Consider the following 12592-nt stretch of genomic DNA (forward strand, 5'->3'; position numbering starts at 1 on the left):
AGGAGAAAAAAGTGAAAAAGGTAAATTTATTCTTTTATCTGTTAACAGTAATCGCAATAATTTCCTTTTCTGGTTGTAGTAATGATGACGGAGTTGATGTCGTTAATGACATCACACCAGTTAATAACTGGTCGCCGGCTAAATTAGCGGTGCTAGACAGTTTAAAAAACGTACCAGTTACCAACAGACAAAATTATCTGCAGGCAAATTGGCCATCATTAAGCACCGACCTGGTTTTATTCTTGAAAAACCGCAACAAAATACCATCCACTGCCGCTATTGATTCAATCGTCTATAAATACGGCAGCGCCAAAGAAATTAAAGCCGAAGACGGTTCGGGAACAATTCATCAGGGGTATTTCGACAACCAACTGGTAGCCTATGTTTACGTTAAAAATTCTAAAAAACCTTTAACTATATTGGTGCGATGTACTAACGGTATGTTCAGCCTACCCGAAGATCTTGAATACGTAAAAACCGATACCAATTTCGAATTTACCATTGAAAAAACCAAAGGTATTGCCTACTACGTCGGTACCAATGAAACAGCCATCAATCTGGCAGAACACTTCGGCCTTAACCTTTATAAAGGCAAAGGCATTAACAAAAAAAGGTTAATCTCCCCGATACAGGCTAGATTGTTAAACACCAATGAAATTCAATTAACTGTCTTGGTATATACTGGCGATTATTTTAACTTAAACACCATGACCTATCGCTCAGCTAAAAAATAAAATTAACTAACATATTTTATCTCAGCGGCTTAAAACTTATAGCCGCTGTTTTTTATTTCCCATTTTCCCTGCGGGGATTTATGTCCAGGTGGACATAAATCCCCACAAACACTTTTTAACTCCTAATTTTACCTTCTATCTTCCATTATTCAACCTCTTGCTTTTTAACTTAGTTAGTGTTATAGTACTGTGTTATCATAAATGTTATGACTACTTTCTCAGATATTAAACAATTAGTCCTAAAAAACAATCCTAACGCCGATACCACTATGCTGGAATTGGCGTATGACTTCGCTGTTAAGGCCCATGCCGGCCAAAAAAGGTTAGATGGTACTGATTACATCCAACACTCCTTAGAAACAGCTTATACTTTAGCTCACATGAACCTGGATTTATCCACGGTTATTGCCGGCCTGCTACATGACGTGCCCGAAGATACACCCATAACTTTGGAAGAAGTTGCCAAAGAATTTGGTCCCGAAGTCGGTAAACTGGTTAAAGGTATTACTAAATTAAGCAAACTTAAATATCGTGGGTTGGAACGTTATGCGGAAAATTTAAGAAAAATGTTCGTAGCTATGGCCGAAGACGTGCGGGTGGTGCTTATTAAGCTGGCTGACCGACTGCATAATTTGTCCACTCTCTCGGCCCTGCCACCAGTAAAACAACAGCGTATTGCTCGGGAAACTTTAGAAATTTATGCTCCCATAGCCAATCGCTTGGGTATTGGTGAACTAAAAGGTCAATTAGAAGACTTAGCTTTTAAATATGTTTATCCAGAAGAATATGCCTGGGTGGTTAAAACCTCTACCAGTAGAATGGAAGACCAAATCTCCTACAGCCAAGATTTAATTAAAGAAGTTATTAAATTATTAGAAAAAAATAACATTGCCTATAATTCCGTACACGGCCGGGTTAAACATCACTACAGTTTATATAAAAAACTGCTGCGCAAAGACATGGATATTAGCAAAGTTTACGACCTAGTAGCCCTAAGAGTAATTGTGCCTGATGTAGCCGCTTGCTACCAAGCCTTAGGGGCTGTCCACAGCCGCTGGAAACCAATGACCGGTCGCATTAAAGATTATATTGCTCAACCCAAACCCAATGGTTACCGTTCTTTGCACACCACAGTATTTTGCGACCAAGGACGTATTGTAGAATTTCAAATTCGCGATCAACAAATGCACGATAATGCTGAATATGGTATTGCCGCCCACTGGAAATTCAAAGATTCCAGCAAGGCCCAATTAAGCATTCCGCCCGAACAATTAAAATGGATTAAAGAACTACTAGATTGGCAAAAAGAAATCACCGACAATGATCAATACTTAAAAGCTTTAACTATTGATATTTTTCAAAACCGTATTTTTGTTTTTACACCCAAAGGCGATGTTATAGATTTGCCCGAAGAAGCCACGCCAGTGGATTTTGCCTATCATATTCATTCCGATATTGGTAACCATTGCTCCGGTGCCCGAATCAACGAAAAAATTGCCCCTCTAGAAACTAAATTATTAAGTGGCGATTTGGTAGAAATAATTGTTGATAAAAATCGTGGTGGCCCCAGCGAAGATTGGCTAAAGTTTATAAAAACCAATCAGGCCAAAAATCATATTAAAAGTTATTATAAGAAAAAACGCCGCAACTTCCTAAATATTTTTTCCCGAACTAAAGAATAAGCCCTAATAAATCACAAATTTTAAATCCTAATTTCTAAATAATCCCCAATACTCAATTTTGGGAATTATTTAAGATTTAGATTTTAGGATTTAGGATTTTATTCCCCTGCTTTCTTAATTTTTTCCACCAAACCCATTAAATCCTCACTGGAATAAAATTCCAAAATTATTTTACCCTTGTTTAAACTACCGCTAATTTTTACCTTGGTGCCTAAAATATTTTGCAATTGTTGTTGCCAAGCTTTTAATTGAACCGAGGTGGTTGGTACAACCGCTGTTTTGTTAGCTTTTAAACTATGAACCTTAGCTTCGGCCAAACGAACCGGCAAACCTTCCAAAGTTATTAACCTAAAAAACTTTTCCTGTTCAAAGGGCGTGTCCAAACTCATTATTACTTTAGCGTGACCAAAAGTTATTTTACCCTCACTTAAAGCCTGCTTGATGCTATCGGGTAAATCTAACAAACGCAAAGTATTGGCAATTTGCGGACGCGATTTACCAACTCGCTGGGCAATTTGTTCCTGCGTTAAACTGAACTCTTCTTGCAATTGTTTATAAGCCACGGCTTCTTCCAAAGGATTTAAATTCTGGCGTTGAATATTTTCCACCAAAGCCAACTCCAATCTTTCCTGATCTTTAACCTGCCTTAAAATGGCTGGCACTTGTTTTAAACCGGCTGTTACAGCGGCGCGTAAACGCCGCTCCCCAGCAATTAGCTCGTATTTACCGCTCGGCAACTGACTAACTGTCAAAGGCTGCAAAATACCGTGAGTCTTTACCGAAGCTACTAAATCAGCCAAATCCTCGGCATTAAAATTTTGCCTAGGCTGGCGTGAATTAGCCGCAATCTCTTTAGGATTTAAATAATGTACCCGCTCCCCACCGCCACCGCTGGCAGCCACCTCTGGCGGTTGAGGGGTAGCTTCGTTACCCCAATAATTCGTACTACCGGATTTTTTTTGCGGTATTAAGGAATTTAATCCCTTACCCAATTTAAATGGTTTGGCCATAAGTTGTTTGTGATTCTAATATTTTTAAAACTTCCTCGGCTAGCAACCGATAAGCTTCGGCGCCCCGTGAAGCCGCGTCGTACACCATAACAGGCTGGCCATAGCTAGGGGCTTCGGCCAGGCGCACATTGCGCGGTATCATAGTCATAAATAATTTATTAGGAAAATGATTTTTTAACTCCTGCACCACCGCATTAGCCAAACGATTCCTAGAATCGTACATGGTTACCAAAGCGCCCAAAATATCCAAACTGTTGTTTAAATGTTCCTGAATCAAATTAATTGTATTCATTAACTGACCCAAGCCTTCCAAAGCATAATATTCAGCCTGAATGGGTATTAAAACTTGCTGAGCAGCTGTTAAACCATTAACTGTTAATAAACCCAAAGAAGGCGGGCAATCAATTAAAATATAATCATAATCAGCACTCACTTTTTCTAAAGCCTCTTTAAGTTTGTATTCCCTGTTCTCGGCGCCAACCAATTCTACAGCCGCGCCAGCTAAATCGGCCTGAGCCGGTAAAATAGATAAATTTTCATAACTGGTTTTTTGAATAACTTCTTTAATACTGTTAGGTTCTAGCAAAACATGATAAACATGGGGCTGTTCCGTTTCGTTATTAGCGCCTACGCCGGCCGAGGCATTACCCTGCGGATCTATATCCACTAACAAAATTCTTCGGCCAGCCCGGGCAAAATAAGCCGCCAGGTTAACTGCTGTTGTTGTTTTACCTACGCCACCTTTTTGATTTACTAAAGCAATAATTTTTGACATAACACCTTATTAGTATAATGTCCCACAGCCTCTTTGACAATTCAATCAAGTCTTATTATTATAAGGTATGCTTAAAAAGATACAGTTCTTTTAGTTTTTAGGGCATGTGGCGGAACTGGTATACGCATACGACTCAAAATCGTACGGAGAAATCCATGTGGGTTCGACTCCCACCATGCCCACCAAAATAGTTTCTAATTTATAGTCAATAGTTAGTGGCCAATGGCTAATGGCTTGTCAGACAAATTCAAATAAGCTATCTTTAAGCAGTTAGTTTAATATCGCGGGGTGGAGAAGTGGCATCTCGCCTGGCTCATAACCAGGAGATCGCGGGTTCAAGTCCCGCCCCCGCAACCAAGCACCACTCGCTCTTTCTAAGAGCTTCGGATGCTTGGCAAGCCAAATCATTAATGATAAGGCCTGCCATAAGTGTTTATAAGGGAGAGTGATGCTTGCAGTGAACCCATAGTGGTTCACTGTTATCAAATACAATGACAAAGTCTTTTTATTACGTTTACGTATTACTAAGCCTTAAAGATAGAAGGTTTTATATTGGTTTAACCAGTAATTTAAAGAAAAGATTTACTGACCATAATAAGGGCAGAAATATATCAACGGCAGGGCGTTTACCTTTCCAATTAATATTCTATGAATCCTTTTTAGATAAAATCGATGCCCTGCGTCGGGAAAGATATTTTAAAACCAGCAAAGGTAAAATAACTTTACGATTAATGTTAAAAGAATATTTGTTAAGGCAGGGTAGCTCAGTTGGTTAGAGCGAGGGACTCATAAGCCCTAGGCCGTGGGTTCGATCCCCACCCCTGCTACCATAGGAATTTGATGAAAAGAGCCTGTTTTTACAGGTCTTTTTTCATTTGGGGAGGAAAGCGAACTCGTGGCGTTGACCACCAGTTGCCCAAAACATTTTTTATTTGCTAACATAAAGGCGACAGAGTATTAATTCTAAACCTTATGTACCTAACAATTCACGCCGCTGCTGGACTTACTCTAGCCAAATACATTCCCAATCCTTTTATAGCTTTTATCGCTGGGGTACTGTCCCACCTTATTTTAGATGCCATACCGCACGGCGATGAATATTTAAACGATAGCAGTTTAGTCGCCTGGCTCAGGCGCCGCAGGTTTTTAGGCGCCGCCATTTTAGACAGCGTAACCATGCTAGGCTTTGTTCTACTTTATTTGTCCAATTTTCCCATAGCCAACAATAATACCGTCTTAGCCGCCGTGTTTGGCGCTTTGCTCCCCGACATTGTACAAGGCCTGCACTTTTTATCGCGCCGTAAGTGGCTTAAAAAATATCATGCTTTCCATGCTGAAAAAATTAACAACTTGCCCAAACTTAATTTAAGCTGGCAAGTCGGCCTGCTAGTCCAAGTAATGACTTTAACTGCTCTATGGCTTTTAGCCATTTAAAAATCAAAAGCTAGGGTTTATACAAATTGCGCGGAAAAAATATGTTCCAGGTCCACTCCCAAGCCACCTGAATTTTTTTGCGCCCAGATAATAATTTGCTTAAATAAACTGTCCGCCACAACCACCAGGCTACTGGCCCTTCAAAAAACCAATTGCCTATTTCGGCCAAGGCTAGCCACTGGCCCAGGGAAACTAAATTGCCTTTGGATTTATAAACAAATTCCTTAAGCGGCTTATTTTTACGCTCCGCCCATAAATTATGGGCGGTAATTTTAGCCTGCCCAACCGCCACCTGAGCCAGCTGTGGCAATAACTTATTAGTCTCCTTGTCCAGCAAAGCCGCGCTATCACCCAACACATAAACATTGGAATAATTAAACAATTGCAAATTAGATTGTATTTTTATTCGGCCGTTATTAACCATATCTAAATCACCTTGCCAAGCAATGGCTACTGGTTTTACCCCGGCTAACCAAATAACCAACTGACTGTTTATAAATTCACCAGACTTTAATTGTAAGCCAACCTGGTTAACCAAAGTAACTTCGGAATTAAATTTTATACTAACTCCTTGGGCAGTTAGTTTCTGCCTGGCCTGCTGACCAAACCTAGGGCTAAACTCTTTTAACAATTCCGAGCCGCGTTGCACTAAAATTATTTTTATCTTAGCGGCTAAAGCCGGATACAGTTTAACTACTGTGCCTTTTACCAAATGGCTTAATTCCGCCGCCATTTCCACGCCGGTCGGTCCGCCGCCCACTATAACCCAAGTCAAAAGTTTTTCCAGCTTTAATTGTTGCTGGCTATCCTCCCATAAATTAGTAGCCTGCTCCAAATTAGCTATCAGCTGATTTTTTATAGCTAAAGCCTCAGCCAAAGTTTTTAAAGGCCAACTATTTTCTAAAGCACCCGACACTTTAAACCAATTAGTCCTAGTACCGGGCGCCACTACTAAATAATCATAAACCAAGGACCGGCCGGCTTTAGTAACTACTTGGCGACTGTCTAAATTTACAGTTTTAACTTCGTCTAAAATTATTTTTATGTTAGCCGGAAATTTATTTCTTAACGGCTCTACCACATTACCAGCCGACAAACTACCAGCGGCCACTTCATGAAGCAATGGCGTAAACAAAAAATAATTAACCGACGTTATTAAACTTATATCAAAATCTGGCCAGCCACCTTGTTTTTTTAAATACCATAGACTATATAAACCAGCAAAACCACTACCAATTATTAACAACCGAGGTTTAGTTAATCTACCTGGATTAATCATAGTCCCCATTATAAACTATAAGCCCCTTATCGTGCTATAATAAATCTACTAAGTTTTAACCAAACTAAGCCTATGTTAAAAAATATGTTAAGTAAAAAAAATCTCTGGCTGGCAGCCTTGGTTTTATTAACAACTGGTTTTCTAGTACCTTTTTTCAGCCAAGCCAGTGAAGAAGCTGTAACCACCGAAGCGGAAAATGTTATTATTTCCGAACAAGATGCCCCCTTAGTTAGGCAAGCTAAATTAAAGCAAGCCTGGGTTATTTATCGTGAAGTAGGCAGTCAGGATATTTATGCCTTAACCAAAAATAAAACTAAACGAGCTATTAAAACTTTAGATTTTTTTACCGCCTATAATGCTAATTATCATCTAAAAGTAGTAGCTAAAGATCGCCTAACTGCTTACGCCACAGCCGAACCAATTAACTCGGAAACAATTTTAAATCCCGAAGATTTTATTAAAGCTGGCTGGCACTGGCGCTTAATTAAGGCCCAGGGCGACCCGGCTGTTTATTTGTTAGCCCCCGACGGAACTAAAAAACCAATCTTAGCTGAAGGAGTTTTCCACCGTTTCGGTTGGGAATTCAGAGACGTAGAAGAATTAACCAAAGAAGCTGTGGCTGCCCTGCCGACCGGCACCACCATTACCGACAATACTTTATTTGACGAAGAAATAATTGTTAGTTCCACCAACCAACGTTTAGAAAAAGAAACCTTACAAAAAAGACTGGAACTAAAAGGCAAGACTCAAGTAAAAACCCGTTTAATAAAAGCTATCGGTGATAACAAAGTCTATGTAATGGACGGCCAAGGCAATAAACATTTAGTAACCAATGAAAAAGCCGCTCAGAAATTTAAACTTAATTTTAAAAATATTACCGAAGTAACGGCCCAAGAACTTAAAGCTCTACCATTAGGCGGCCAAATTAACGAAACAACCACTTCAGTTAATTTAGAACAAATTATTAAATAATTTCTTACTCCTTACCAACTCCGTCCTGTTACCAGGGCGGAGTTTTTAAATTAAAAAAATAAATGTGCTATAATAGCCAAACTATGTTATTAAAAAAGATTTTGATATTGCAAATATAAATTACCAGAAGTATTAAAACTGTCATACTAATAAAAAGTGATTCCCTCATTAGTTTTTTAGGTTTTATATAGCCTTTGCCGTTCTTAACTTACTAATGTTAATAATTATTTGGATTGGCAGGTTGGCGCTTAAAATGTTATTTTAAAATTTCCGACCACTTCTTAATCTCTCCAATAATATCCTTCAAATTTTCGGAAACATCAGACTTTAAGACTACTTTATAAAAACAACTCAATCATTGAGTTGTTTTTATAATTTAGTTTAAATTTTATATTTATCTACTCGCTCCCGAATAAGTAATCGCTTGCATTATATTCCAATCTTCAGTAGAACTTGGTGTATGCCCGTAAATAGCTTTAAAGATCTTGATGCCGTTAGTTTCACTATTCAAATTCCTATTCTCAGCTTTTTGTCTAAGACCATAAGCCATAACAGTCACAGCTGCGTTATCATTGGCATTGCTCATATCAGCTACTCTTTTGTAGATCTTTTGAAATTGTTCTTTAGCTTTGTTCTCAGCCCCTTGATTAGTAATACTTGGCCAACGACCGTTAGCGATTTTAATGGCGTCAGTTAATTCCTCTTCTGTCTCTGGCAATTTATTAAAAGCGTTCTTATAAGAATACATAACTGCTGCTCTTTCGCCGGCTCCTAATTTTTGAGTGTTTGTATCTGCCCCATAAGTAATAAAACTATTTATGGCCGTTTCCATTTTAGCTGATAACTTTTCAACATTATTAGTTAAGTTTTCAAAATACTTAATTTTAGTTGCCTGCTCTTTAACAATATCTCTTAACTGTTTAAGTTCCGCTAATACCTCGCTTAATTTATCATCATACAGTCTATTAGCACTAACAGCCGCTTCGGTTATTTTAATAGTCGGTTTTATTATTTCGTTAGCAGTATCAGGGGCTAAAACCGGACTATCTGTCCCAGGATAGTTTTTATCAATTGTTATTATACCTGAATAATTATTATTGGATTCATTTAATTCATCTAACTCATTTCCATTATCTACAGTATATTCGAGATAATAATTATTAATTTTAGTAAATTTACCCAACCAAAGGCGAGAAATTGACTCGCCGGGCATTAAAGGATAGTCCGTTGTCGGCAATGGTCTATTAGTCTTCAAACTAACTATTGGGGTTTCAGAGTTAAATAAAAAGTTTTGATTAGATAAATTGAAGTATGTATTTAATAGACCCTTAGAACTAGTTAGTAGTGCCGTGCCATTATTTTTAATAGTAACTGAGATTGTTCCAACTTGGTTAGCATAATTTGTAGAAAAAGTAATACCAGTAACTGTTAAATCTGGTTTTTTATCAACATTATTAATCGAATCATTAATAACAATTGATTTTGAAAGAGTGTTGTTATTTTCATTTGATTCATCTAATTCGTTAGCGTTATCAATTGTAAACTGAAGATATAAATTACCAGAAGTATTAAATTTTCCTACCCAAGAAAAAGTGATTGACTCCTCCTTTTTTAAAGGGTTCGAAATGGTTGGATCTGGACGATTAGCACGGTAAGCAAGAATCGAGGGTGTTTCACTACTAAAAATAAAGTTTTGTGCCGATAGATTATTATACCAATTAAATAATCCTTGGCCGCTAGTTAGATCCCCGCCTAAATTTTTAACCGTTACGGATAGTGTTCCGTTTTCATTTTTTACAGATGAACTGAAGTTTATATTTGTTACAGTTAAATCTGGTTTAGAAATAATCGCACCGATCGAAATACTGACGCTTAAACTATTGTTATTCTCGTTGGTCTCCACCAACTCATTAGCATTATCGACTGTATATTGTAAATATAAATTACCAGAAGTATTAAATTTTCCTACCCAAGAAAAAGTGATTGACTCATTAGTTTTTAATGGATTATTGGTTGAAAGATCCGGCAGAGCTCTATCAGTTTTAAATTGAGTAGCTGAAGGAGTTGAGCTATCAAAGACAAAATTTTGAAAACTAAAATTATTGTAAGTGTTAAGTAGGCCTGCAGTGTTGTTTAAATCACCACCTAAATTTTTTATAGTAACTGCTAATTTTCCGGTTTCTCCCTGTTGGGAGCCAGAAAAAGTAATACCAGTAACCGTTAAATCCGGGTTGCCTGTTTCGGCTTGAGTTTTTGTAGCAAAAAAGAAACCGCAAACCCCAAAAATTATAAATAACACCGAAACCGACTTTTTAAAATTAAACATAAATTTTATTATTTTTAACTAATAATGTTGTAATAATGTATCACAAATATTCTTAAATGTCAAATTTTTAAACTAAAAAAATAAATGTGCTATAATAGCCAAACTATGCTATTAAAAAATAAATTTTTTCTTGTTTTATTGCTAATTGGTCTTAACTTAGCGCCTATTCACGTAGTGGCTCAATCCACTATTAATAAAAATTCTTCTTATCAAGATTTTGGCGCTTGGTATCAAAAAAATTATAAGCTTAAAGCCTTGCCTTTTCGGGCCGTAGCTCTAATAGATGCCCAAACCTTGCAACCACTATACTATTACCAAGAAAGCACGACCATGCCCACAGCCAGCTTAATGAAAATGCTGGCGGCGGGCGCCTTTTTAAGCTATGGCTCACCAGATTGGTTTAAATTGGTGGATTTAACTGAACAAGAAAACGAAACTCTTTTACGGCCTTATGTGGAACCTAAAGATAATTTTGCCTTGCTACGATTAAAAGCTGGAGAAAAAATAAGCTTAGAACAAGCTTTTGCCACTATGCTCATGGGTTCAGCCAACAACATTGCTGTAGCTTTGCCTCGTTATTTGGGTATCAGCCGGACTGATTTTATCAACCGCATGCAACAAACTGCCCTAAATTGGGGTATGAACCAAACAATTGTGGATGAACCCAGTGGTTTATCTTTAAACAATGTTTCTTCAGCCAAAGATTTAGCCCTAGGCACCTGCCAGGCTTTTGGTAATTTTATGACCAGCTATTATGGTAGCCAACCTTACCTAACTTACGATACCGATATTAAAACCCACAAAATCATTAGTCACACGGTGCATGATGTTAGAAATTATTCTCAAAAATACTGGGGAGCTAAAACCGGTTACTTAAGAGAAACACAATATCATTTAGCCGCCGGTGTTATAACGCCTCAGGGTCGTAAACTGTGCTTAACTGTTTTAACCTCGCCCAGTCGCGCCCTGTCCGAACAAACCGGCGAAGCTTTACGACAATGGGCGGATAAAATGTATCAATGGTAAAAACTCAAAATTAAAAAACAATTTACAATATACTAATCAAAAAATCCACCTATCCGGTGGATTTTTTTAAATGAATTTTCTAATCTTTACATTCTACTAACCCTTTTTTAATCTGTCATTATTTTTTAAAATATCTTCCACAAACCCAGCTTGATAGCCTAAATCCTTAGCCGCTTTAGCTATAGCTTCTAAATCTTTAGGCAGACATTTACCACTAAAACCGGGCTTATCTGGATAAACAAAAGTATGGTAACGGCTCATCCTAGGATCCATTAACCAAGCTTCCCTAACCATATGCCAATCCGCGCCAAAAACCTGACAAATATTATAATATTCATTAACCAAAGTAACCATATTAGCTACTGCTGTGTTAGTCATATATTTGGCAATTTCCGCTTCGGTCGCGCTTAAAAACATTATTTTTACACCAGAGTTATAAACCGATTGGTAAAGTTCCACTGCTTTAGCACAATTATCCTTGGCCCCGCCTAATATTAAAAAAGTTTTTTTACTTTCATCGGCTAAAGGATGCGCCACGGTTTCACCAATATATTCTGGTTGGAAAATAATTTTTTTATTAGGATATTTATCAATCAATTTTTGAGTGGTTCCTGGTTTAACTGTGGAGCGAATTATTATTAAATCGCTCTCTAGCCAAGCGATTGTTTCTTCCACTATGGAAGTATCACAACCACCGTCGGCCAAAGAATTGGTTGGCACACAAACAAAAACCACCTGACAAGAATTTATTTCCGCCTGACTAGATGATTCTTCGGGCAAAGCCGGATCGTATATTAAAGCCTCGCTAAATAACTTTTTAATCGCTTTACCTACAAAACCATAACCAACTATACCAATTTTCATATTTCGTCCTCTTCTTTGTTAATATTTAATTCTTTTAATAAATCTAAAGGATAATAAACGCCTTGCAAATAAGCTTGAACTGCTTGGTAATAAGGCTCATACCAAAAATCCTCTTGTTTTAAAGAAGCTAACTCTAAACGGCTAAACCATTTGGCTTTTTTAACCTCACCAATAGCTAATTTTAAATCACCACTTTGCCACTGGCCCACAAAATAAAAACGCAAGGTAGGTTTATCTTTTTTATTCTTATATTCTTGAATTTGTACCAAACCAGTCGGCTGAACAACAAAATTCACCTCTTCGACTACTTCTCTTAATAAACCTTGGCAAATTGTTTCACCTTTTTTTAAACCGCCGCCTGGCAGTTTCCAACCTGGGGAACGCTCATCTTCGGTTAGTAAAACCGCCTCACCTTTAACTATAAAACAATAAGCCTTAGTACGTATTAAAGTTGCTGCCATAATAGTAAAAATACTAGCAGATAATCAAA

The 12592-nt window shown here is 37.6% G+C and carries 12 protein-coding genes and 3 tRNA genes; 9 read left to right on the top strand and 6 right to left on the bottom strand.

What is annotated here, in order from left to right; all coding sequences use genetic code 11:
* Window positions 1-11: 11 nt before the first annotated feature.
* Together KKC17_01760 and KKC17_01765 are read left to right on the top strand one after the other, a co-directional pair.
* Window positions 12-734, top strand: a complete 723-nt coding sequence (locus KKC17_01760; protein ID MBU1038942.1) for a hypothetical protein — start codon at window positions 12-14, stop codon at window positions 732-734.
* 206 nt (window positions 735-940) lie between these two features.
* Window positions 941-2416: a RelA/SpoT family protein gene (locus KKC17_01765; protein ID MBU1038943.1), complete on the top strand. Its 1476-nt coding sequence runs from the start codon at window positions 941-943 to the stop codon at window positions 2414-2416.
* A gap of 98 nt (window positions 2417-2514) precedes the next feature.
* Here the strand turns inward: KKC17_01765 and KKC17_01770 are convergent, their stop codons facing one another.
* Window positions 2515-3426 (bottom strand): ParB/RepB/Spo0J family partition protein, encoded by a 912-nt coding sequence (locus KKC17_01770; GenBank protein ID MBU1038944.1) that lies wholly within the window; start codon window positions 3424-3426, stop codon window positions 2515-2517.
* Window positions 3410-4201 (bottom strand): AAA family ATPase, encoded by a 792-nt coding sequence (locus tag KKC17_01775; GenBank protein ID MBU1038945.1) that lies wholly within the window; start codon window positions 4199-4201, stop codon window positions 3410-3412. Before KKC17_01775 ends, KKC17_01770 begins: the two co-directional genes overlap by 17 nt.
* A gap of 100 nt (window positions 4202-4301) precedes the next feature.
* Between KKC17_01775 and KKC17_01780 the strand changes: the two genes are divergently transcribed.
* From KKC17_01780 to KKC17_01800, 5 genes are all read left to right on the top strand, one after another.
* Window positions 4302-4386: transfer RNA gene (locus KKC17_01780), tRNA-Leu, on the top strand.
* 97 nt (window positions 4387-4483) lie between these two features.
* Window positions 4484-4558: transfer RNA gene (locus KKC17_01785), tRNA-Met, on the top strand.
* A gap of 134 nt (window positions 4559-4692) precedes the next feature.
* A complete protein-coding gene (locus KKC17_01790) occupies window positions 4693-4977 on the top strand; it encodes a GIY-YIG nuclease family protein (protein ID MBU1038946.1) in 285 nt (94 codons plus the stop codon).
* Window positions 4955-5031, top strand: a tRNA-Met gene (locus KKC17_01795). Before KKC17_01790 ends, KKC17_01795 begins: the two co-directional genes overlap by 23 nt.
* 142 nt (window positions 5032-5173) lie before the next feature.
* Complete coding sequence (locus KKC17_01800) at window positions 5174-5635, top strand: hypothetical protein (GenBank protein MBU1038947.1); 462 nt, start codon at window positions 5174-5176, stop codon at window positions 5633-5635.
* Window positions 5636-5645: 10 nt separating this feature from the next.
* On the opposite strand, the gene KKC17_01805 is transcribed toward KKC17_01800, so the two are convergent.
* A complete protein-coding gene (locus KKC17_01805; GenBank protein ID MBU1038948.1) occupies window positions 5646-6914 on the bottom strand; it encodes an NAD(P)/FAD-dependent oxidoreductase in 1269 nt (422 codons plus the stop codon).
* An 84-nt stretch (window positions 6915-6998) separates the two neighbouring features.
* Between KKC17_01805 and KKC17_01810 the strand changes: the two genes are divergently transcribed.
* Window positions 6999-7886 carry a hypothetical protein gene (locus KKC17_01810; protein ID MBU1038949.1) on the top strand — a complete coding sequence of 296 codons (888 nt, stop codon included), beginning with the start codon at window positions 6999-7001 and terminating at the stop codon, window positions 7884-7886.
* A 394-nt stretch (window positions 7887-8280) separates the two neighbouring features.
* Here the strand turns inward: KKC17_01810 and KKC17_01815 are convergent, their stop codons facing one another.
* Window positions 8281-10185 (bottom strand): hypothetical protein, encoded by a 1905-nt coding sequence (locus tag KKC17_01815; GenBank protein ID MBU1038950.1) that lies wholly within the window; start codon window positions 10183-10185, stop codon window positions 8281-8283.
* 132 nt (window positions 10186-10317) lie between these two features.
* On the opposite strand from KKC17_01815, the gene KKC17_01820 reads away from it, so the two are divergent.
* Entirely contained in the window at window positions 10318-11238 is a 921-nt protein-coding gene (locus KKC17_01820) for a serine hydrolase (protein ID MBU1038951.1), read from the top strand.
* Between the two features lie 96 nt (window positions 11239-11334).
* On the opposite strand, the gene KKC17_01825 is transcribed toward KKC17_01820, so the two are convergent.
* Together KKC17_01825 and KKC17_01830 are read right to left on the bottom strand one after the other, a co-directional pair.
* A complete protein-coding gene (locus KKC17_01825; GenBank protein MBU1038952.1) occupies window positions 11335-12102 on the bottom strand; it encodes a hypothetical protein in 768 nt (255 codons plus the stop codon).
* A complete protein-coding gene (locus KKC17_01830; GenBank protein MBU1038953.1) occupies window positions 12099-12563 on the bottom strand; it encodes an NUDIX domain-containing protein in 465 nt (154 codons plus the stop codon). Before KKC17_01830 ends, KKC17_01825 begins: the two co-directional genes overlap by 4 nt.
* Between the last annotated feature and the right edge of the window lie 29 nt (window positions 12564-12592).

Source organism: Patescibacteria group bacterium (genome assembly GCA_018817715.1).
In the GTDB taxonomy this organism is placed as follows: domain Bacteria; phylum Patescibacteriota; class Patescibacteriia; order Veblenbacterales; family UBA10138; genus JAHITT01.

Excerpts from the sequence above, each read along its gene's own strand:
- KKC17_01765 (MBU1038943.1), top strand. The coding sequence starts at position 941 with ATGACTACTTTCTCAGATATTAAACAATTAGTCCTAAAAAACAATCCT.
- KKC17_01770 (MBU1038944.1), bottom strand. The coding sequence starts at position 3,426 with ATGGCCAAACCATTTAAATTGGGTAAGGGATTAAATTCCTTAATACCG.
- KKC17_01775 (MBU1038945.1), bottom strand. The coding sequence starts at position 4,201 with ATGTCAAAAATTATTGCTTTAGTAAATCAAAAAGGTGGCGTAGGTAAA.
- KKC17_01790 (MBU1038946.1), top strand. The coding sequence starts at position 4,693 with ATGACAAAGTCTTTTTATTACGTTTACGTATTACTAAGCCTTAAAGAT.
- KKC17_01800 (MBU1038947.1), top strand. The coding sequence starts at position 5,174 with ATGTACCTAACAATTCACGCCGCTGCTGGACTTACTCTAGCCAAATAC.
- KKC17_01805 (MBU1038948.1), bottom strand. The coding sequence starts at position 6,914 with ATGATTAATCCAGGTAGATTAACTAAACCTCGGTTGTTAATAATTGGT.
- KKC17_01810 (MBU1038949.1), top strand. The coding sequence starts at position 6,999 with ATGTTAAGTAAAAAAAATCTCTGGCTGGCAGCCTTGGTTTTATTAACA.
- KKC17_01820 (MBU1038951.1), top strand. The coding sequence starts at position 10,318 with ATGCTATTAAAAAATAAATTTTTTCTTGTTTTATTGCTAATTGGTCTT.
- KKC17_01825 (MBU1038952.1), bottom strand. The coding sequence starts at position 12,102 with ATGAAAATTGGTATAGTTGGTTATGGTTTTGTAGGTAAAGCGATTAAA.
- KKC17_01830 (MBU1038953.1), bottom strand. The coding sequence starts at position 12,563 with ATGGCAGCAACTTTAATACGTACTAAGGCTTATTGTTTTATAGTTAAA.